The organism is Sphingomonas mali NBRC 15500 (assembly GCF_001598415.1).
In the GTDB taxonomy this organism is placed as follows: Bacteria; Pseudomonadota; Alphaproteobacteria; order Sphingomonadales; family Sphingomonadaceae; genus Sphingomonas; species Sphingomonas mali.
The window spans coordinates 24,876-43,836 of record NZ_BCYX01000032.1 but is presented as its reverse complement, the minus strand read 5'-3'; the positions used below and the strand labels follow the sequence as shown (position 1 = coordinate 43,836).

Genomic DNA, 18,961 nt, shown 5'->3' with positions numbered 1-18,961 from the left:
CCGGGGAGGATTTTGGGACAGCCCCTCACGCCCCCGCCTCCAACGCACCGAGCCGTTTCATCTGCTCGCGCGGCACCGCGACCAGCGCCTGCGCCACCGCACCGCCCTCGCCGGCCAGCAACGCACGCGGCGGCGCATCGGCAACGATCCGCCCCTTGTCCATCACCAGCACGCGGTCGGCGAGCAGCAGCGCCTCGGCCATGTCATGCGTCACCATGATCGTGGTCAGCCCCAGCCGATCATGCAGCGCGCGGATCGCGCCGCCCAATTGGTCGCGCGTGACCGGATCGAGTGCGCCGAATGGCTCGTCCATCAACAGCAGGCGCGGCTCGGTTGCCAACGCGCGCGCCACGCCGACGCGCTGGCGTTGACCGCCCGACAAGGCATCGGGCATCCGAGCGGCGAAGTCGGCCGGCAGATCGACCAGTCCGAGCAGTTCGGCGACGCGTGCGCGCGGGTTCTTTTCCCCCTCGAGCCTGAGCCCGATCGCGACATTCTCGGCAACCGTCAGATGCGGGAACAGCCCGATATTCTGGAAGACATAGCCGATCCGCCGCCGCAGCCGGAAGCGATCCTCCGCATCCACCGCCTGCCCGTCGATCGCGACGCTGCCCGCGCTTGGCTCGATCAGCCGATTGATCATCTTGAGCAAGGTCGATTTGCCCGACCCCGAACTGCCGACCAAGGCGACGAAGCTGCCGCCGGCGATCTCGACCGTCACCTCGTCGACGGCGGTGGTGCCGCCGGGATAGGTCTTGGTCACGCCGCTCAGTTCGACAGAAGGGCCCTGCGTGCTCACGGCGCCGTTGTGCGGGAGCTTGGCGATACGGTCAAACCGCCAAAATTCGTCACCCCGGACTTGTTCCGGGGTCCAACGTACCGCAAGCCTACGGCTTGAGGATGGTTGGATGCCGGAACAAGTCCGGCATGACGAAATCGAGGGGAGCGATGGTGGATACGAAAGCAATCTTCATCACCGGCGGCGGGTCGGGCATCGGGCGCGCGGTCGCCCAGCGTTTCGCGCGCGAGGGCTGGCGCGTCGGACTCGCCGACGTCAACGCCAAGGGGCTGACCGAGACCGCCGCCTTGCTGCCCGCGGGCATGAGCGACACCTACATCATGGACGTGCGCGACCGCGAGTCGTGGAAGAACGATCTCGACGATTTCACGTCGAAGACCGGTGGCCGGCTCGACGTGCTGTTCAACAATGCCGGGATCGGGACCGGCGGTCCGATCGCCGAGATGAGCTTCGAGGATCTCGACCGCGTCGTCCAGATCAACCTGGTCGGTGTGCTCAACGGCGCCAAGATCGGCCATGCCTATCTGGCGAAGACGCCGGGATCCTGCCTGCTCAACACCGCCTCGGCCTCGGCGATCTACGGATCGGCCGGCCTGTCGGTCTATTCGGCGACCAAGTTCGGCGTCCGCTCGCTGACCGAGGCGCTCGACGGCGAATGGTATGGCGACGGCATCAAGGTTCGCGACCTCGTCCCGGCCTTCATCGACACGCCTTTGCTCCAGGGTCCGATCGAGGGCAGCAACCGCAATATCCGCGAGTCGGTGACCGCGGCCGGGCTCGAACTGAGCAGCGCCGCCGATGTCGCCGATGCCGCGTGGAACGCGGTCCATGGCGACGCCGTCCACACCTATGTCGGCAAGACCGCGTTCCGGATGAAATTCGCCGCGCGCTGGATGCCAGGCCAGCTCAGAAAGATGATGCGGCGCGGGATCGCCAGCCGGGATTAGCCCACGGCAAACCCTTCGATCCTGTCGACATTTCGGACTACGCCACTGAGGCATTGTTGACTCAGTCATCATGCGATAATGTTGATTCCATCAACATAGCGAGTTGCGCGACTGATGGATCGACACGAGCAGGATGTGGCCGCGCTGCGCGGCTTCAATCGCATCTATACCGCGCAGTTGGGGCTGCTCGACGCGCATCTCGACCAGAGCCCGTTCACCTTGAGCGAAGCGCGGATCCTCTACGAACTGGCCAACCGAACCGATCCAACCGCGGCGGAAATCGCCCGCGCGCTGCGCCTGGACCCGGCGCAGATCAGCCGCACGATCAGCCGGTTCGTCAATCGCGGCCTGGTCGCGGCGCGCGACGACCCATCGCATGGCCGCCACCAATTGCTGTCGCTCACCGAACCGGGCCGAACCGCCTTCGCCGCGCTGGAAGGCAATACGCGACGCGCGGTCGGTGCGCTGCTCGATGGATTGCCGCCCTTCCGGCGCGGGCGCCTGCTCTCCGCCGCCAAGACAATAACGGGGATATTCGAGGAGGAAGCGGCATCCCGGCCCGTGCTGCGCGGGCTGAAGCCCGGCGATCTCGGTCTGGTGATCGCTCGGCAGGCGATTCTCTATGCGGAAGAATATGGCTGGAACGGCGATTATGAAGCACTGGTCGCGCGCATCCTCGCCGACTTTCATCAGTCATTCGATCCCGAACGCGACGCCGCGTGGATCGCGGAGATGGACGGGCGGATGGCGGGCTCGATCTTCCTGGTTCATGGCAATGAGCCGGATGTGGGGAAATTGCGCCTGCTCTATGTCGAGCGCGACGCGCGCGGCGCGGGAGTCGGCAAGATGCTGGTTGCTGCGTGCGTCGATCATGCGCGCGCGGTCGGATACAAGCGGCTCGAACTCTGGACCAACAGCGTCCTGTCCGCCGCGCGCCGGATATACGAGCGAGCCGGTTTCGTGTTGGTGGACGAAACGCCGCACCATTCGTTCGGCAAGGACCTGGTCGGCCAGACCTGGTCGCTGACGCTTTGACGACGCGCCGGACGCGGCTTATGGCGCTCCTCGCAAGATAGATATGGCGCGGGATCGGGAGCGGGAGCTGACCCGATGAACAACCCCGAATTCGGTGCGTTCGCTCTTGCTCTGGCCAGGAAGCGGATATTGCGGCACTAGCGAATTTATGCCCGGCGTGACCCAAGAGCGAAGGCCGACCATCAGCCTTATCATCCCCGCCTATAACGAGGAGGAATATCTTCCCGCCTGCCTGGACGCGGTGATGCGCAACGTCGCCGGCAAGGCGGCGGAAATCATCGTCGTCGACAACAACAGCACCGACCGCACCCGGCAAGTGATCGAGCGCTATCCGGGCGTGACCTATGTGTTCGAGGCCGAAAAGGGCATCACCCGGGCGCGCCAACGCGGCTTCCTCGAGGCGACCGGCGATATCCTGGCCTATGTCGATGCCGACACGCACCCGCCGGCGGGCTGGATCGAACAGATCTGGGAGCAGTTCGAGAGGCGCAAGGACCTGGCCTGCCTGTCCGGGCCCTACAGCTTCTACGACCTTAGCGGCTTGCGCAACAGGGTCTCGAGCGGCTGGTTCGTCGCCGCGCGGCCGCTCTACAGCATTACCGGCTATATGATGGTCGGCGGCAATTTCGCCATCCCGCGCGACGTGCTCGAGCGGATGGGCGGCTTCGACAGCTCGATCGAATTCTATGGCGAGGATGTCGACATCGCCAAGCGCGCCAAGCGACAGGGCAAGGTGCTGTTCTCGCCACGCTTCGTGATGCCCACCTCGGGACGGCGGATGAAGAAACAGGGCTTCGCCAAGATCGCCGGGATCTATTTCCTCAATTATTTCTCGATCGTCTTCCGCGGCAAGCCCGCCACCAAGGGCTATGAGGACGTGCGCTAGAGGGCGGACTCGTCGATTAAGCCTGGCCTCATCCGGTCGCCCGCAGCCCTAATCCACCAATAAGTCGATCGCCTCGGCCATCGCGATGTCGCGGTGCGACAGTCCGCCGGCGTCGTGCGTGGTCAGCGTGATGTCGACGCGGTTCCACACGTTCGACCATTCGGGATGGTGGTCGTGCTTTTCGGCCAACAGCGCGACTCGCGTCATGAACGCGAACGCTTCGCTGAAATCGGCAAAGGTGATGCTGCGGCTGATCGCATCGCGGCCCTCGTCATAATCCCATTCGTCGAGTTCATCGAGCGCCTCGCCGCGTTCCTCGTCGCTCAGTTGTTCGACCATCGCTTTCTCCCTTGCTTGCCGCCGCGATGGATAACGGCCTATGCCGCTCGTCATGAGCGGGCAAGAGGGCGCACGTGTCGCGCCAAGCGCACAGGAGATCGAGGCGATCGCGCGCCGCACGCTCGCGGCGTTGCCCGACGAGTTTCGCCGCCATCTCGGCGAGATCGTGCTGATCGTCGAGGATTTCGCCGATGACGAGACGCTGAAAGCGCTCGATATCGAAAGCCCGTTCGATCTGACGGGCGTCTATCATGGCCGCCCGATCGGCGAGAAATCGTCGATGGAATCGGGCGCGGTGCCCGACCGCATCCATCTCTGTCGCCGCGCGATCCTCGACGAATGGATCGAGGATGGCGAGGATCTGGCGACGTTGGTTCGCCATATCGTGATCCACGAAGTCGGGCATCATTTCGGCCTGAGCGACGACGACATGCACCGGCTCGAGGACGAGGCGTGACCCTGATTGCGTTCGACGCCCTCACCTGCGTTCGTGGGGGACGGGCGCTGTTCGAGGGCCTGTCCTTCGCGTTGGAACAGGGTGGCGCAGCGCTCGTCACCGGTCCCAACGGCGTTGGCAAGTCGAGCCTGATCCGCCTCGCCGCCGGGCTACTTTTTCCAGCCGCCGGCCGCATCACCGGTGACGTCCCCCGCGCCCTCCTGACCGACCAGGCCTCGCTCGACGAGGAATTGCCGCTGGTTCGCGCGCTCGCTTTCTGGGCACGTCTCGACCGAGCAGCGGACAATGTCGCAGCCGCGCTCGACGCGCTTGCGCTCAGCGACCTCGCCGACATCCCGATTCGCTTGCTCTCGACCGGCCAGCGGCGCCGCGCCGCGATCGCGCGCGTCATGGCGAGCCGCGCACCGCTCTGGCTGCTCGACGAGCCTGCCAATGGGCTCGACACGGCGGCGTTGCGCCTGCTCGAAACGGCGATCGCCACGCATCGGGCGTCGGGCGGCGCCGTCCTGGTGGCGAGTCACACCCCGATCGCGCTGCCTGACGCCGCCGCGATCGATCTTTCGGAGCATCTGCCTCTGTTGGAACGGGCAGTATGAGTTCGGCCCTCGCTATCCTCATCGCCCGCGATCTGCGCCGCGCCTGGATCGGCGGCGGGGCATTGCTGCCGGTCGCGTTCTTCCTGCTCGTCGCGATCCTGTTTCCCTTCGCGATCGGCCCCGATGCCAAGCTGCTCGCACGCGTCGGCGGCGGCGTGTTGTGGGCGGCGGCGCTGCTCGCGGCGCTGATCCCGATCGAACGCCTCGTCGCGCCGGACATGGCAAGCGGGGTAATTGACCAGTTACTGACGCGCGGCCAGTCCGCCGCCACGATCGCCTTCGCCAAGCTGATCGCGCACTGGCTCGCCTTCGCCCCGCCGATCCTGCTCGCGGCGCTCCCCGCCGCGGCGTTGCTCGACCTCTCCACAGAGACGCTGGTCCGGGTCGAGATCGGCCTGCTGATCGGCACCCCCGGCCTCGCCGCGCTCGCGCTGGCGACCGGCGCGTTGGTCGCGGGGCTGCGCGGCGCCGGCGCGATCGCCGGGCTGCTGCTGCTGCCACTCGCGGTGCCGTTGCTGATCTTCGGCGCCGGCAGCCTCGAGGGCGGCGTCGGCGCGCTCAAGCTGCTGGCGGCAGTCAGCCTGATGCTGGTCGCGGGAGCGCCGTTCGTCGCCGGCGCGGCGATCCGCGCCGGACTGGACTGAGCGGTGCGCTAGTCGCTGACGTCCGCCGGCCGCTCAGAACGACCCGCAATTGCTCGGCGCGCGCCCGCCCGCGAAGCGCGCATCGATCCAGCCAAGTGTCGCCTGTGCCTCGGTGCGGGCGACGGTGCCGTGTTCGCCCCCCTGTACCGAGATGAAGCGCACCGTCTTGCCCGAGGCACAGGCGGCGCGCGCGAAATCGCGCACCACGGCCGGCGCGACAATCGTGTCACCGGTCCCCGTCGCGATCAGCGCCGGCACCTTGATGGCGGCGGCAGACGGGCTGTTCTCGCGCATCAACCGTCCCCAGGGCTGTTTCGCGCCGAGGTCGAGATTGCGGATCGCGCGCTGGGCGATGACGATACCGATGATGGTGCCGAGCTTGGGCTTGGCGTCGAAGTTGACGCAATTATTGTCAGCCAGCCGGGTCATCACGTTCTGGACCGATCGCGGTCCCAGGGTCGACATCGGGGCGCCAAAATAACGCGACCAGCTCGTCGCGGTATAAGCGGTCAACAAGGCGCGCACGCGGGCGTCGCTGCCTTCCTTGAAATTGCGGTGCAGGTCGGTCGGCGGCACGATCGCCGCGATCCCGACGAGGTGCAGGTCGGGAGCGTAGCTCGACCAAAGCTGCCCGGTCCACAAGGCGGCATGGCCGCCCTGGGATTCGCCCCAGACGGCGAAGCGCGACCCCGCATCGGCTTCCGGAATGCCGCGCGCGGCACGGACCGCGTCGAGCGTCGACTTGCCCTCGCTGGTACCGACCAGCACGGGATGGACCATGTCGGACCCAAGCCCCGGATAATCGGGCGCGACCACCGTATAGCCGCGGCGGACGACGTCATCGAGCGCCGGGATCAGCGTGAAGTTGGTGTTGCCCAGGGAAGGCGCGCAACGCTTTGCGATACCGATCAGGCCGTGCGTCCAGGCGATCACGCGCCGCGGACCGGCAGGGGAGCGGTCCCTGGGGGCGATGACCATGCCCGTCACCCGGATCGGCTGGTTGCGATCGCCGCTGGTCCAATATTCGATTCGCCAGGCCCGTACATTGGCGGGGGCGTCGTCGACGGGTTGCGCATTGATGAGCGTGCCGACGCGCTGGGCGACAGCTGCGCGGGGAATGACGGCAAAGGCTACCGCCATCAGCATGATCGAAATATTCAGGAACCGATGCATTGGGCTGCTCCCCGCAAGGCGGGCGAAGGATAACACGTCAGGTTGGCGGGGGAAAACGGTACGCTGCGCGGAGGCTGGTCCCATTCGGTGCGCGAACGACGCCGCGCTGCCGAAACCGGGTAGCGGCCTCATTGCCTGCTCTACCGATCCGCGCCACACATCCCGATAACGATAAAGGAGTGGAGCCGGCATGATCACGACGGACATGGCCGATTGGGATGCGACCGCGACCGCCGCGGCGATTCGATCCGGGGCGGTGTCGCCGATCGAAGTCGTCGATGCGGCGATTGCGCGCGCCGAAGCGCTAGACCCGAAACTCAATTTCCTGGTGACCGACGATTTCGAGCGGGCTCGCCAGCGGGCGCGCGGGCCGCTCGGCGATGGCGCGTTCGCCGGCGTACCGTTCCTCATCAAGGACCTGGACGATTTGGTTGGGCTGCCGACGCGGCTGGGAACCCGCGCGACGGCCGGGGTGGCGGCGGCGACCCGGCAAGCGCCGCTGATCGACGGCATGCTGGCGACCGGGCTCAATCCGATCGGCAAGAGCGCGACGCCGGAACATGGCTTCCTGCCGACCACCGAGCCACTGGCCTTCGGGCCGACGCGCAATCCCTGGGATCGGACACGGTCGGCAGGCGGATCGTCGGGCGGGGCGGCGTCGGCAACCGCCGCCCATGTCATACCGTTCGCGCATGCCAGCGATGGCGGCGGCTCGATCCGTATCCCGGCGTCCTGCTGCGGCCTGTTCGGGCTCAAGACGTCGCGCGACCGCACCTTGGCGACCGATCCCGGACATTTCCCGATGCCGCTGAGCGTTCAATTATGCGTGTCGCGCAGCGTTCGCGACAGCGCCGCCTTGCTCGCCGCAGTTGAGGCAAAGGATTCCGGCCTGCCCCCAGTCGGGCAGATTGGCGGGCCATCGGCTCGGCGGCTGCGCATCGGCCTGGTCCTCGACAGCGTATCCGGCCAATCACCCGACCCCGAGGTTGCGACCGCGATCGAGGGCATGGCCGCGCTGCTCGGCGATCTTGGCCACAAGGTCGAACCGACCGCCTGGCCAGCGGCGATCGTCGGCATGTCGGATGCTTTTCTGCTCACGTGGTCGCAAGGGGCCGCCAATCTGCTCGCCGAGGATGGCCGGCGGCTCGGCCACCCGCCGGGAATCGACGATGTCGAACCCTTCAGTCTCGCCATGGCGGCGATCATCGCCAGCGCACCGGAACGCGCGGTCGACCAGGCCGTCGCCTATCTCACTTCGCTTCGCGGCGTCTATGATGCCTGGCTGACGCAGTTCGACATGATCCTGTCGCCGGTCCTCTCGCTCCCGCCGCCCGAGATCGGCTGGCTCGCCCCCGACTTGCCCGTCGAGACGATGGCGGAGCGGCTCACCCGCTATGTCGGCTATACGACGCCGTACAATGTGGTCGGCGCGCCGGCGATGAGCGTACCCGGCGCGTGGTCGGCGGCGGGCCTGCCGATCGGCGCGCAGTTCGGCGCCCCGGTCGGTGGTGAAGCGGCCTTGCTGGAATTGGCGTTCGAACTGGAGGAAGCGAGACCCTGGACAGGACGGCGACCACCAATTCTATCCTGATTCCCAAGGCCGGCAGAGATCGACTTAACAGCGTCGGCCGCTTACCGGCTCCAGCGCGCCCAGATCGCGGTCGGCGCACGGCGTAACCGTCACGAACAAAAGCGCGAAAGGTCGTCCAACAATTGCGGCAATCCTGGATCAGCCCGGGCAGGCCTGCCGTTTGGCGATTTTCGCGCTAAGCGCCGGCCGTTAACCTACCGTTCCCGTTCGACGCCCTAGATTCGCGGAACGGCAAGGAGGGCATGAGGTGGCGGTTTTGCGAATGGCAGTAGCTGCATCGATGATGGCCTGCGCAGCGACTCCCGCCCAGGCCTGCCGGACTAATAGCCCGCCAACCGAGCGACTTGCCTTAGGCCATAGCCGCAACATCTTTTCAGCGATCGCCCTCGTTCGTGTCGACGAGGCGCATTACACGAGGGCGGCTTCCGGCGATTCCCATCCCTGGCAGGCATCGGCAACGACCCAAAACGTCCTCAGCGGCACCTACATTAAAAACCAAGTCCGGTTCGATCGAGGCTGGGGTTCCTCGGCATGCGACGATGGACGCCCCGCGCCCAAAGCAGGCAGCCTTTGGGTCGTCTATTTCTGGACGCATCCCGATGGACGAAAGCTCGTCTGGATAAGTTATCCAGCGGATGTCGCATTCGCAGCCGACCCGCTACTCCCACGTCGCCGCTAGCGGCTCCATCGCGCCCAGATCGCGGTCGGCAACAACAGGCCGCGCGCCTCCTCGCGCACCGCGAGTTCGCCTGCCTCGACCGTGCCGGGCAGATCGGCGAAAGCCTGGCTCACCAGTTCACCGATCGCCAGCGCCGACATGCGCACGGCGTAAACGGTCAGGAACAGGAATCGCGACCTCTCGTCGAGCAATTGCCGGCAATCCTGGATCAGCCCGGGCAGCCCTTCTTCCAGCCGCCACACTTCACCTTCCGGCCCACGGCCGAATTTGGGCGGATCGAGCAGGATGCCGTCGTAACGCCGGCCGCGCCGCACCTCGCGCGCGGCGAATTTGGTCGCGTCGTCGACCATCCAGCGTACCGGCCGGTCGTCGAGTCCCGCCAGGCGCGCATTCGCCCGCGCGCCTTCGACCGATTTCTTCGAGGCGTCGACATGGACCATCTTCACGCCCTTGGACGCCAATGCCAGCGTGCCGACGCCGGTATAGCCGAACAGGTTGAGCGCCTCGGCCTCGTCGACTCCCGCCAGCCGCTCGCGCATCCAGCTCCACACCGGCGCCATGTCGGGGAAGAAGCCGAGATGCCGAAACGGCGTGGTCTGCGCGGTGAAGGCGACGTCGTCCCATTTCATCGGCCAGCCGTCGCGCGGCACCTGGCCGCTATATTGCCAGCGCCCGCCGCCTTCCTCGTCCGATCCGGGGATGAACTCGGCATCGGCTTTCCAGTCGGCATTGGCCGGCGCCCACATCGCCTGCGGCTCGGGGCGAATGAAGCGGAAGCGGCCATAGCGCTCGAGCTTGCGGCCATGGCCGGAGTCGACCAGCCCGTAGTCCGCCCAGCGCTCGCCAATCATGGTGTCCAGGTTCACAGGCGAACCCTCGACATGCCCTCACCCTTTCGCGCCTTCGGCGCTCTTTCCCTCTCCCGCATGCGGGAGAGGGAGGGAGGCGCGAAGCGCCGGAAGGGTGAGGGTCTGTTCATCAAGCGGCCGTCTCAGCAATGTACGCGGTCACCGCCTCGAACGTCGCCGGCAAGGTCTCATACCGCTCCTCGCGATCGAACAGATCGCCGACCCGCGCCGGCAGCATCGGACGAACGCCGGTCGCGCGCTCGACCGCGTCGCCGAACTTGGCCGGGTGCGCGGTCGCCAGCGTGACGATCGGCGCGTCGATATCCGATTGCCGCGCAGCGCCTAGCCCGATCGCGGTATGCGGATCGATCACCTGGCCTGCCCGCTCGCACGCCCAGCGCATCGCCAGCGACATGTCGTCGAGGTCGATCCGCGCGCTCGAGAACAGCTCCGCCGCGCCCTCGCGCTGGCGGTTGGTCAGCCGCATCGCCTTCGATGCTTCGAATCCCGCCATCTGCGCCGCCAGCGCCGCACCATCGCGGCCGCCGACGTCGAATAGCAACCGCTCGAAATTCGAACTGACCTGGATGTCCATCGACGGGGTCGGAGTCGCTACCACCCCGGCTGCCGAATAGTCGCCGCTCGACAGCGCGCGGTGAAGGATATCGTTGACGTTGGTCGCGACGATCAGCCTGGCGACCGGCAGCCCCATCTTCGCCGCGACATAGCCGGCGAACACGTCGCCGAAATTGCCCGTCGGCACCGAGAAAGCGATCGCACGCTCGGGAGCGCCGAGCCGGACGGCGGCGTAGAAATAATAGACCACCTGCGCCATCAGCCGCGCCCAGTTGATCGAGTTGACCGCGGACAGGGTCAAATGGCCGAGCGGCCCTGTCCCGGCGGCATTGGCGTTGAACATCGCCTTCACCATCGCCTGGGCGTCGTCGAAACTGCCCTCGATCGCGATATTGTGGACGTTGGGCGCGAATACCGTGGTCATCTGACGGCGCTGAACGTCAGACACCCGTCCCTTGGGGTGGAGCATGAAGATCTCGACCCCGGTGCGGCCCGCGACCGCATCGATCGCCGCCGATCCGGTATCGCCGCTGGTCGCGCCGACGATGGTCAGCTTCTGGTCGGTGCCCGCCAGGAACCGTTCGAACAACAGCCCCAACAGCTGCAGCGCGACATCCTTGAACGCCAAGGTCGGCCCGTGGAACAGTTCGAGCAGCCAATGCCGGTGGTCGAGCTGCACGAGCGGCGTCACCGCATCGTGCGAGAAGCGGCCATAGGCCTGGGTACAGAGCGACCGGAGTTCATCCTCGCTCAGCGCGTCGCCGACGAACGGCGCCATCACCCTGACCGCGGTCTCGACATAAGACAGGCCAGCTAGCCCGGCGATCTCGTCGCGGCTCAATGTCGGCCACGTTTCGGGGACGTACAGCCCGCCGTCATTCGCCAGCCCGGCCAGCGTCACCTCACGAAAACCGAGCGCGGGCGCGGCCCCGCGCGTACTCACATAGTGCATGCTTACCCCTTACGTGCGCGGCGGCGCAGCGCCAGCAGATAGATGATCACCGCGATCCCGGCGAAAAGGAACCATTGTACCGCGTAAGCGAGATGGTTGTTCGGAATCGACTCGATGCTGGGCGTCTCATTGGCGCTCAATCCCGGCGCGGGAGCGTCGGTGACCAGCATCAACTCCTTGGGCGGCGATTTGCCGAAGAGCATCGCGATGAGCGGTACCCCCGACGGCGCGTGTGTGATCATTCCATTGACCTTGCCGCCGGTCCATCTGGGCTTGAACTCCGGATCGTGCGTCGTGCCGAGTTGGACCGAGAAACCGGGCCCCTCCGCCCCGGTCGCGCAACGCGCGATGACCCGGAACCCGGCCTTGCCCGCACCATCAAGCGCGAAGCTGACCGGCTTCAGGCAGAAGGCGCCGGCGCGGCGGAACAGTAGATCGTCGCCGATCGCCGGGATCGGGAAGGCGATCGGCGGCTTGGACGGATTGGCGGCGAGCACGCGCAACTCGGCGAGCTTCTGCCCGCGGCGCTGCAATTGCCAGAACCCCAGCGCCACCATCGCGGTCACGGCCAGGGCGACAAGCACGGTCGCGACGATAGGCAAACGCTTCATCGCGGATCCTCATGGCGATATTCACGCGCCTTGTTGCGATATTCGAGCGCGAGCAACCCTGCCTTCGAAATGCGCAATGCCCCCAGCACGGCGATCGCGGTCACCGGAATCCAGATCAGCAGATGGACCCAGAAGGGCGGCGACACCGACAATTCGAGCGTGATTGCCGCCGCCACGATCGCACCGCCCAGAACCAGGATCAGCAATGCGGCCGGGCCGTCGCCGACGTTGAACGCCGAAAAGTCGAGCCCGCAGGCGCGGCAGCTATCGGCGAATCGTATCCAGCTGGCGAACAGGGTCGGCTTGCCGCATCGCGGGCACAGACCCTTCAGCGCGACCTGAACCGGCGCGACCTCGGCGGGCGCTGGGCCCGCGTCGGGTCGCGCGTCGCTCATCAGCCGGCGTGGACGGGTGCGCCCCAGCCGCCCCAGACGTAGATCGTGATGAACAGGAACAGCCACACCACGTCGACGAAATGCCAGTACCAGGCAGCCGCCTCGAAGCCGAAATGCTGTTTCGGGGTGAAGTCGCCCTTGTACGCGCGGATCAGGTTCACGGTCAGGAAGATCGTGCCGATCAGCACGTGGAAGCCGTGGAAACCGGTCGCCATGAAGAACGACGCGCCATAGTTCAGGCCCTTGAACGGGAACGGCGCTTCCGAATATTCGTACGCCTGGATCGAGCTGAACAGCACGCCGAGCACGATCGTCAGCCACAAGCCCTTCTTCACGCCGTCATTTTCGCCGACGCCGATCAGGCCCCACAGCCCCTTCATCGCACCGCCGCGCTGATTGTGGATCAGCGCATGGTGCGCCCAAGTCACCGTGGTGCCCGACAGCAGCAGGATGATCGTGTTGAGCAGCGGGAACTGGAAGGCGTTGATGACCTCGATGCCCTTGGGCGGCCAGACCGAGGCGGCGGCGATATTCTCCGTCGCGAGGCTCGCGGTCTTGCTCGCCGCGTCCCAAACGACCGGCGCCGGGAACAGAGAGAAGTCGAAGAACGCCCAGAACCAGCCGACGAAGAACATCACTTCGGACGCGATGAACAGCACCATGCCGTAGCGCAGATGGAGCTGAACCACCGGAGTATGATCGCCCTGATGCGCTTCCTTGATGACGTTGGACCACCAGGAGAACATCGTGAACAGCACGCAGATCAGGCCGAACCCGAACAGCAGCGAGCCGTAATGCGCGCCCTTCATCCACATGATGCCGCCCGAGGCCAGCGCCAGCGCGGACATCGCGCCGATCAGCGGCCAGGGATCGGGTTGCAGGATATGGTAATCGTGGTTCTTGGCGCCGGCCATGTCGGTCCCCGTTAGACGTGTTCTGGTAAGCCTCTAGCTTGGCGTTTTCGCGGAATCTACCGGGTAAAACGTATAGCTGAGCGTGATGGTCTGGATATCGCGCGCATCCGGGTCCTTGAGGATCGCCGGATCGACGAAGAAGATTACCGGCATGCGCTGCGTCTCGCCGGGCTTGAGCGTCTGCTGGGTGAAGCAGAAGCACTGGATCTTCTTGAAATAGATTCCCGCTTGCGCCGGGGTGACGTTGAACGTGGCGGTGCCGGTCAGCGTCTGGCTGGACGTGTTGGTCGCATCGAAGAACGCCATGTCGCGCGCGCCGATATCGATCGTTTCCGACTCGTTCTCGGGCTTGAAATTCCATTTGAAGCCCGGCGCGACGTTGGTGTCGAACGCGACCGTGACCTTGCCGTCGACCGCTCCCGGTGCGCGCAGCGCGCGCCCGGTGGTACCATTGAGCCCCGTCGCCTGGCAGAACATGCGATAGAGCGGTACGCTGGCCCAGGCGAGGCCGGTCGAGCAGCATACGCCGATCACGGCCAGAAGCGCTGTACGCGTCGTCCGCTTCATCGTCATCACCCTTGCGCCCAACCAAGCCCGATCTTCGCGATCGCCAGCGCGAAGATCAGGATCACCAACACACCGAGCACCAGCGCCAGCGCGCGCGCATTACGGCGCTGCGCCGCGAGTCGCTGTTGGTCGGGGGTCATGCGAGCCACCGGTCGGCGACGACCGCACCGAACAGGATGAAGAGATAGGCGATCGAATAAGCGAACAAGCGCTTTTCGGGACGCATGCGGTCGTCGGCACCCGTCGTGCGGAACGTGACCTGAGCGGTGAGCAGCGCGAACCACGCCGTCGCCACCACGGCCACCCAGCCGTAGATCGCACCCGTCAGGCCGAGCGGCCACGGCGCCACCGCGGCGACCGCCATCGGGATGGTATAGAGTCCGATCTGGAGGCGAGTCGGCCGCTCGCCCGCGACTACCGGCAGCATCGGGATGCCGGCATTGGCGTAATCGGTCTTCACGAACAACGCGAGCGCCCAGAAATGCGGCGGCGTCCACAGGAACACGAGCGCGAACAACAGCAGCGGCAATGGCGCGAGACTGCCCGTTGCCGCTGCCCAGCCGATCAGCGGCGGGAAGGCCCCTGCCGCACCGCCGATGACGATATTCTGCGGCGTCCGGGGCTTGAGCCAGATCGTGTAGATGAAGACGTAGAACAGGATCGATGCCGCCAAGATGCCCGCCGCGAGCAAATTGGTCGCGAGGCCCATCAGCAGCACCGAGAAGACGCCCAGCCCGACGCCGAAATGGAGTGCCGATTCGCGGCTCATCCGCCCGGCCGGCAGCGGTCGCCCGCGCGTGCGCTTCATCTTGGCGTCGATATCGGCTTCATACCATTGGTTGAGCGCCCCCGCCGCACCCGCGCCGAGCGCAATGCACAGGATCGCGGTGAAACCGATCACCGGGTTGATCGCGACCGGCGCCGCAAGCATGCCGCACAGGCCGGTGAAGACGACGAGCGTCATCACCCGGGGCTTGGTCAGCGCCAGGAAATCGCGCCAGTCGGCAGGAAGGGCGATGGTCTCGGTGGTCATGGGTTGAGGGGCCTATAGGCGGCTCGCGGCGGCATGCAAAGCCGTTCGTCCGAAACGAAAACGCCCCGGAAACTTCCGGGGCGTTTCGTTGCCGGATCAATGCCGATCAATGATGATGGGAATCACCCGCGTCTATCACCGGCAGCGTCTCGAACTGGTGGAACGGCGGCGGGCTCGACAAGGTCCACTCGAGCGTCGTCGCACCTTCGCCCCAGGGATTGTCGGGCGCCTTCTTGCCCGCGATCAGCGACCAGATCAGGTTGACGAAGAACACGCCCATGCCCGCGATCATGATCATATAACCCACGGTCGCGACCGTGTTGAAATGCTCGAACGCGTTCGGATAGTCCGGATAGCGCCGCGGCATGCCCTGCAGCCCGAGGAAGTGCATCGGGAAGAACAGCACGTTCACGCCGATGAAGAATACCCAGAAGTGCAGATGGCCGAGGAACTCATTGTACATCCGGCCCGACATCTTCGGGAACCAGTAATAGAAGCCCGCGAACAGCGAGAACACCGCGCCGAGGCTGAGCACGTAGTGGAAGTGCGCCACCACGTAATAGGTGTCCTGCATGTAATCGTCGACGCCGCCATTGGCGAGCACGACGCCGGTCACGCCGCCGACGGTGAACATGAAGATGAAGCCCATCGCCCAGACCATCGGGGTCTTGAAGGTGAGCGAGCCGCCCCACATCGTCGCGATCCAGGAGAAGATCTTGATACCGGTCGGCACCGCGATCACCATCGTCGCTGCGGTGAAGTACATCTTGGTGTTCACGCTGAGGCCGGTGGTGAACATGTGGTGCGCCCACACGATGAACCCGACCACGCCGATCGCGACCATGGCGTATGCCATGCCGAGATAACCGAACACCGGCTTCTTGGAGAAGGTCGCGATGATCTGGCTGATCATGCCGAAGCCCGGCAGGATCATGATGTACACTTCGGGGTGACCGAAGAACCAGAACAGATGCTGATAGAGGATCGGGTCACCGCCGCCTTCGGCCTGGAAGAAGGTCGTGCCGAAGTTACGGTCGGTCAGCAGCATGGTGATCGCCGCGGCGAGCACCGGCAGCGCCAGCAGCAGCAGGAAGGCAGTGACCAGCACCGACCACACGAACAGCGGCATCTTGTGCAGCGTCATGCCCGGCGCGCGCATGTTGAAGATCGTGGTGATGAAGTTGATCGCGCCGAGGATCGAGCTCGCGCCTGCCAGGTGCAACGACAGGATCGCCATATCGACCGATGGTCCGGCCTCCTGGGTCGATAGCGGGGCGTAGACCGTCCAGCCGGTACCCGCGCCGCCGTCCGCACCGCCGAAGAAGGGCGAGGCGAGCAGCAGGGTGAAGCTGGGGATCAGCAGCCAGAACGAGATATTGTTCATGCGCGGGAACGCCATGTCCGGCGCGCCGATCATCAGCGGCACGAACCAATTGCCGAACCCGCCGATCATCGCCGGCATGACCATGAAGAACACCATGATCAGGCCGTGCGCGGTGACCAGCACGTTCCACAGATGGCGCGCCTGGTCCATGTTGACGTCGCCGCCGCCACGGATGTGGTTGAGCGTATTGGCCCATTGGCCAAGATACTGGATGCCCGGATGCATCAATTCGGCGCGCATCAGACCCGAAATCGCGCCACCGATGATCCCCGCGGTGATCGCGAAGATCAGGTACAGCGTCCCGATATCCTTGTGGTTGGTCGACATGAACCAGCGGGCGAAGAAACCCGGCTTGTGGTCCGCGTCGTGATGATGCTCGTGGCCGCCATGATGCGCCTCGAAGGCGTTGGGCGTGAGGGCGATATCGCTCATTGTCTTACTGTCCAGTCGAATTGCCGGCAGCGGCATTGTCGGGGGCGGTCATATTGTCCGCGGGCGCGGCGGCGTTGGCATCCACCGGAGCCGACGCATTGGCAGCGGCCGGCGCGGCGGCGGGGTCGGCCGCACCGGCGACCTTGCCACCCTTGGCGACTACCCACTTGTTGTAGAGGTCGAGCGGAACCGCTTCGACCGCGATCGGCATGTAAGCATGCTTGGGACCGCACAATTCCGAGCACTGGCCGAAATAGAGGCCCGGCTTCTCGATCGTGAAGCTGGTCTCGTTGAGGCGGCCGGGGACCGCATCGAGCTTGATCCAGAATGCCGGCATCGCCCAGCTGTGGATGACGTCGGCCGAGGTAGTGATCAGGCGGATCGGCACGCCGACCGGCAGCACGACGCGATTGTCGACCGCCAGCAGGCGGGGCCCGTCATCGTCGGTACGGGCGCGTTCGCCCGGGGAGACCTCGTCCTTTTCCTTGAGCAGGTTGGACGTGATCTCGAACCCGCCATTGTCCGGGTAGCTGTAGGTCCAATACCATTGGTTGCCGGTGACCTTGAGCGTGATGGCGCTCTTCGGCGGCGGGGCGAATTGCGCCTGGAGCAGGCCGATCGACGGGATCGCCAGCAGCACCAGGATAACAACCGGGAGCAAGGTCCACACGACCTCGATCATCGTGTTGTGCGCGGTCTTGGACGGCACCGGGTTGGACCGGCGGTTATAGCGCACGATCACCCAGAGCAGCAGCGCCAGCACGAACGCCGAGATGATCGTGATCGTCCAGAGCAGCGGGCCGTTGTGGAACCAGGCGGCGCGCTCGCCATTCTTCGTCACCTGCGGCTGCAGGCCGATCTCGCCATCGACCGGCTGGCCGATACCGGCAGTCGGTTTCATCGGCGGCGCGCCGTCCATCGACAGCAGCGGATCGTTCGCGGCCGGTGTCGCCGCGGCCGGAGTCGCTTTGGCCCCGCTTGCGGCGGTCGTGGTCGCTGCCGGCGCGGCCGTCGTCGGCGCTGCCGGAGTCGCGGCGGTGGCGGGCGGCGGCGCCGTGGGCGCCTGTGGCGCGGCCTGGCCGGCGCCGGCGAGCATCAGCCCCGCCGCCAGCATCGCAGTTTTCACACCGATAAAGCGCATATTGTCGCGTCACCCCGTTCAAGCAATTGAGCCGCCGCAGCGGCCCGGTAAAGTCGCGGACTTGGCCCGTCTGGCCCGGGCCTATACGCCGCCCGCATCGCAATCTTCAAGCGCGGGAGTCGATTTTCGCAGAGACATGACGTTGCGCGCCTCGAACCGGGCCCGTATCTGGGGCGCCAGATGAGCGGTTCCCCTCCTGAACGCCTGCGCCTGGGCGTCAATATCGACCATGTCGCGACCGTCCGTAACGCGCGCGGCTCCGGCTATCCCGACCCCGTGCGCGCCGCCTTGCTCGCGGCAGATGCGGGCGCCGACGGCATCACCGCGCATCTGCGCGAGGACCGCCGCCATATCACCGACCAGGATATCGCGCGGCTATCCGCCGAACTCCCGATCCCGCTCAACCTCGAAATGGCCGCGACCGACGAGATGCTCGAGATAGCGTTGCGTCATCGCCCGCACGCCGCGTGCATCGTCCCCGAAAAGCGCGAGGAGCGCACCACCGAAGGCGGACTCGACGCCGCGGGCCAGCACAATCACCTGGCACCGATGGTCCGCGCGCTGGGCGCGGCCAATATCCGCGTCTCCTTGTTCATCGAGCCCGACCCGCGCCAGATCGAGGCGGCGCTGAGCCTCGGCGCCCCGGTGGTCGAGATCCATACCGGCCGCTATTGCGAACTGGACGGCGAAGAACGCGCCATCGAGCTCCGCCGAATCGCCGATGCCGCGGCGCTCGCCGCCAAGAACGGGATCGAAGCCCATGCCGGGCACGGCCTGACTTTCGACAATGTCGTGCCGATCGCCGCGATCGCCCAGATCCGCGAACTCAATATCGGCCATTTCCTGATCGGCGAGGCGATATTCGATGGCTTGGCACCGGTGGTGCGTCGGATGCGCGCGCTGATGGATGAGGCGCGTTAATGTGCGTTGAAGCGCACGGTGCCGGCCCGCACCCCCGCCCG

General features: G+C 65.9%; 21 protein-coding genes. 8 read left to right on the top strand and 13 right to left on the bottom strand.

Features of this window, described 5'->3' with window-relative positions:
* Window positions 1-25 precede the first annotated feature (25 nt).
* On the bottom strand, window positions 26-799 hold the full coding sequence (locus SMA01S_RS18475; RefSeq protein ID WP_066825877.1) for an ATP-binding cassette domain-containing protein: 774 nt from the start codon (window positions 797-799) through the stop codon (window positions 26-28).
* 149 nt (window positions 800-948) lie between these two features.
* Here SMA01S_RS18475 and SMA01S_RS18470 point away from each other — a divergent pair, with 149 nt between their 5' ends.
* From SMA01S_RS18470 to SMA01S_RS18460, 3 genes are all read left to right on the top strand, one after another.
* Window positions 949-1,746: an SDR family oxidoreductase gene (locus SMA01S_RS18470; protein ID WP_066825875.1), complete on the top strand. Its 798-nt coding sequence runs from the start codon at window positions 949-951 to the stop codon at window positions 1,744-1,746.
* A gap of 114 nt (window positions 1,747-1,860) precedes the next feature.
* The gene (locus SMA01S_RS18465) at window positions 1,861-2,781 is read left to right on the top strand and encodes a bifunctional helix-turn-helix transcriptional regulator/GNAT family N-acetyltransferase (RefSeq protein ID WP_066825873.1); all 921 of its coding nucleotides are present in this window, start codon (window positions 1,861-1,863) and stop codon (window positions 2,779-2,781) included.
* 157 nt (window positions 2,782-2,938) lie between these two features.
* Window positions 2,939-3,667, top strand: a complete 729-nt coding sequence (locus SMA01S_RS18460) for a glycosyltransferase family 2 protein (RefSeq protein ID WP_169804272.1) — start codon at window positions 2,939-2,941, stop codon at window positions 3,665-3,667.
* A gap of 48 nt (window positions 3,668-3,715) precedes the next feature.
* Here the strand turns inward: SMA01S_RS18460 and SMA01S_RS18455 are convergent, their stop codons facing one another.
* Window positions 3,716-4,006 carry a 4a-hydroxytetrahydrobiopterin dehydratase gene (locus tag SMA01S_RS18455; protein ID WP_066825868.1) on the bottom strand — a complete coding sequence of 97 codons (291 nt, stop codon included), beginning with the start codon at window positions 4,004-4,006 and terminating at the stop codon, window positions 3,716-3,718.
* A gap of 52 nt (window positions 4,007-4,058) precedes the next feature.
* Between SMA01S_RS18455 and SMA01S_RS18450 the strand changes: the two genes are divergently transcribed.
* Genes SMA01S_RS18450 through SMA01S_RS18440 form a run of 3 tightly spaced genes read left to right on the top strand, consistent with a single transcriptional unit; the run spans window position 4,059 to window position 5,703 of the window.
* A complete protein-coding gene (locus tag SMA01S_RS18450) occupies window positions 4,059-4,463 on the top strand; it encodes a metallopeptidase family protein (RefSeq protein WP_245649331.1) in 405 nt (134 codons plus the stop codon).
* Window positions 4,460-5,059 (top strand): heme ABC exporter ATP-binding protein CcmA, encoded by a 600-nt coding sequence (gene ccmA / locus SMA01S_RS18445; protein WP_066825862.1) that lies wholly within the window; start codon window positions 4,460-4,462, stop codon window positions 5,057-5,059. The genes SMA01S_RS18450 and ccmA overlap by 4 nt, the downstream gene beginning before the upstream one ends.
* Window positions 5,056-5,703 carry a heme exporter protein CcmB gene (locus SMA01S_RS18440; RefSeq protein ID WP_066825859.1) on the top strand — a complete coding sequence of 216 codons (648 nt, stop codon included), beginning with the start codon at window positions 5,056-5,058 and terminating at the stop codon, window positions 5,701-5,703. The genes ccmA and SMA01S_RS18440 overlap by 4 nt, the downstream gene beginning before the upstream one ends.
* Before the next feature lie 33 nt (window positions 5,704-5,736).
* Here the strand turns inward: SMA01S_RS18440 and SMA01S_RS18435 are convergent, their stop codons facing one another.
* Window positions 5,737-6,876 (bottom strand): lipase family protein, encoded by a 1,140-nt coding sequence (locus SMA01S_RS18435; protein ID WP_066825856.1) that lies wholly within the window; start codon window positions 6,874-6,876, stop codon window positions 5,737-5,739.
* A 190-nt stretch (window positions 6,877-7,066) separates the two neighbouring features.
* Between SMA01S_RS18435 and SMA01S_RS18430 the strand changes: the two genes are divergently transcribed.
* Complete coding sequence (locus SMA01S_RS18430; protein WP_066825853.1) at window positions 7,067-8,467, top strand: amidase; 1,401 nt, start codon at window positions 7,067-7,069, stop codon at window positions 8,465-8,467.
* A 675-nt stretch (window positions 8,468-9,142) separates the two neighbouring features.
* On the opposite strand, the gene SMA01S_RS18425 is transcribed toward SMA01S_RS18430, so the two are convergent.
* The 10 genes from SMA01S_RS18425 to coxB all read right to left on the bottom strand — a co-directional run bounded on the left by SMA01S_RS18425 (window position 9,143) and on the right by coxB (window position 17,999).
* Window positions 9,143-10,012, bottom strand: a complete 870-nt coding sequence (locus SMA01S_RS18425) for a class I SAM-dependent methyltransferase (protein WP_066825852.1) — start codon at window positions 10,010-10,012, stop codon at window positions 9,143-9,145.
* A 112-nt stretch (window positions 10,013-10,124) separates the two neighbouring features.
* Window positions 10,125-11,522, bottom strand: a complete 1,398-nt coding sequence (gene thrC, locus SMA01S_RS18420; protein ID WP_066825849.1) for a threonine synthase — start codon at window positions 11,520-11,522, stop codon at window positions 10,125-10,127.
* Window positions 11,523-11,524: 2 nt separating this feature from the next.
* Window positions 11,525-12,133 (bottom strand): SURF1 family protein, encoded by a 609-nt coding sequence (locus SMA01S_RS18415; protein ID WP_066825846.1) that lies wholly within the window; start codon window positions 12,131-12,133, stop codon window positions 11,525-11,527.
* Window positions 12,130-12,528: a DUF983 domain-containing protein gene (locus SMA01S_RS18410; RefSeq protein ID WP_066825843.1), complete on the bottom strand. Its 399-nt coding sequence runs from the start codon at window positions 12,526-12,528 to the stop codon at window positions 12,130-12,132. Before SMA01S_RS18410 ends, SMA01S_RS18415 begins: the two co-directional genes overlap by 4 nt.
* The gene (locus SMA01S_RS18405) at window positions 12,528-13,442 is read right to left on the bottom strand and encodes a cytochrome c oxidase subunit 3 (RefSeq protein ID WP_066825840.1); all 915 of its coding nucleotides are present in this window, start codon (window positions 13,440-13,442) and stop codon (window positions 12,528-12,530) included. Before SMA01S_RS18405 ends, SMA01S_RS18410 begins: the two co-directional genes overlap by 1 nt.
* A gap of 33 nt (window positions 13,443-13,475) precedes the next feature.
* On the bottom strand, window positions 13,476-14,015 hold the full coding sequence (locus SMA01S_RS18400; protein WP_066825837.1) for a cytochrome c oxidase assembly protein: 540 nt from the start codon (window positions 14,013-14,015) through the stop codon (window positions 13,476-13,478).
* Window positions 14,015-14,149 (bottom strand): cytochrome c oxidase system small membrane protein, encoded by a 135-nt coding sequence (locus tag SMA01S_RS25315; RefSeq protein WP_281179196.1) that lies wholly within the window; start codon window positions 14,147-14,149, stop codon window positions 14,015-14,017. Before SMA01S_RS25315 ends, SMA01S_RS18400 begins: the two co-directional genes overlap by 1 nt.
* On the bottom strand, window positions 14,146-15,042 hold the full coding sequence (locus SMA01S_RS18395) for a heme o synthase (RefSeq protein WP_066825834.1): 897 nt from the start codon (window positions 15,040-15,042) through the stop codon (window positions 14,146-14,148). The genes SMA01S_RS25315 and SMA01S_RS18395 overlap by 4 nt, the downstream gene beginning before the upstream one ends.
* Window positions 15,043-15,148: 106 nt before the next feature.
* A complete protein-coding gene (gene ctaD, locus SMA01S_RS18390) occupies window positions 15,149-16,858 on the bottom strand; it encodes a cytochrome c oxidase subunit I (RefSeq protein WP_066825830.1) in 1,710 nt (569 codons plus the stop codon).
* Window positions 16,859-16,862: 4 nt separating this feature from the next.
* Window positions 16,863-17,999, bottom strand: a complete 1,137-nt coding sequence (gene coxB, locus SMA01S_RS18385) for a cytochrome c oxidase subunit II (protein ID WP_066825827.1) — start codon at window positions 17,997-17,999, stop codon at window positions 16,863-16,865.
* A 180-nt stretch (window positions 18,000-18,179) separates the two neighbouring features.
* Here coxB and SMA01S_RS18380 point away from each other — a divergent pair, with 180 nt between their 5' ends.
* Window positions 18,180-18,920, top strand: a complete 741-nt coding sequence (locus SMA01S_RS18380) for a pyridoxine 5'-phosphate synthase (RefSeq protein ID WP_066825820.1) — start codon at window positions 18,180-18,182, stop codon at window positions 18,918-18,920.
* Window positions 18,921-18,961: the final 41 nt, after the last annotated feature.

What these genes read in the sequence shown, in the direction of transcription:
- ctaD (WP_066825830.1), bottom strand. Translation starts at nt 16,858, where the DNA reads ATGAGCGATATCGCCCTCACGCCCAACGCCTTCGAGGCGCATCATGGC.
- thrC (WP_066825849.1), bottom strand. Translation starts at nt 11,522, where the DNA reads ATGCACTATGTGAGTACGCGCGGGGCCGCGCCCGCGCTCGGTTTTCGT.
- SMA01S_RS18405 (WP_066825840.1), bottom strand. Translation starts at nt 13,442, where the DNA reads ATGGCCGGCGCCAAGAACCACGATTACCATATCCTGCAACCCGATCCC.
- SMA01S_RS18395 (WP_066825834.1), bottom strand. Translation starts at nt 15,042, where the DNA reads ATGACCACCGAGACCATCGCCCTTCCTGCCGACTGGCGCGATTTCCTG.
- SMA01S_RS18440 (WP_066825859.1), top strand. Translation starts at nt 5,056, where the DNA reads ATGAGTTCGGCCCTCGCTATCCTCATCGCCCGCGATCTGCGCCGCGCC.
- SMA01S_RS18430 (WP_066825853.1), top strand. Translation starts at nt 7,067, where the DNA reads ATGATCACGACGGACATGGCCGATTGGGATGCGACCGCGACCGCCGCG.
- SMA01S_RS18435 (WP_066825856.1), bottom strand. Translation starts at nt 6,876, where the DNA reads ATGCATCGGTTCCTGAATATTTCGATCATGCTGATGGCGGTAGCCTTT.
- SMA01S_RS18465 (WP_066825873.1), top strand. Translation starts at nt 1,861, where the DNA reads ATGGATCGACACGAGCAGGATGTGGCCGCGCTGCGCGGCTTCAATCGC.
- SMA01S_RS18410 (WP_066825843.1), bottom strand. Translation starts at nt 12,528, where the DNA reads ATGAGCGACGCGCGACCCGACGCGGGCCCAGCGCCCGCCGAGGTCGCG.
- SMA01S_RS18450 (WP_245649331.1), top strand. Translation starts at nt 4,059, where the DNA reads ATGAGCGGGCAAGAGGGCGCACGTGTCGCGCCAAGCGCACAGGAGATC.
- SMA01S_RS18415 (WP_066825846.1), bottom strand. Translation starts at nt 12,133, where the DNA reads ATGAAGCGTTTGCCTATCGTCGCGACCGTGCTTGTCGCCCTGGCCGTG.
- coxB (WP_066825827.1), bottom strand. Translation starts at nt 17,999, where the DNA reads ATGCGCTTTATCGGTGTGAAAACTGCGATGCTGGCGGCGGGGCTGATG.
- SMA01S_RS18455 (WP_066825868.1), bottom strand. Translation starts at nt 4,006, where the DNA reads ATGGTCGAACAACTGAGCGACGAGGAACGCGGCGAGGCGCTCGATGAA.
- SMA01S_RS25315 (WP_281179196.1), bottom strand. Translation starts at nt 14,149, where the DNA reads ATGACCCCCGACCAACAGCGACTCGCGGCGCAGCGCCGTAATGCGCGC.
- SMA01S_RS18380 (WP_066825820.1), top strand. Translation starts at nt 18,180, where the DNA reads ATGAGCGGTTCCCCTCCTGAACGCCTGCGCCTGGGCGTCAATATCGAC.
- SMA01S_RS18400 (WP_066825837.1), bottom strand. Translation starts at nt 14,015, where the DNA reads ATGACGATGAAGCGGACGACGCGTACAGCGCTTCTGGCCGTGATCGGC.
- SMA01S_RS18470 (WP_066825875.1), top strand. Translation starts at nt 949, where the DNA reads ATGGTGGATACGAAAGCAATCTTCATCACCGGCGGCGGGTCGGGCATC.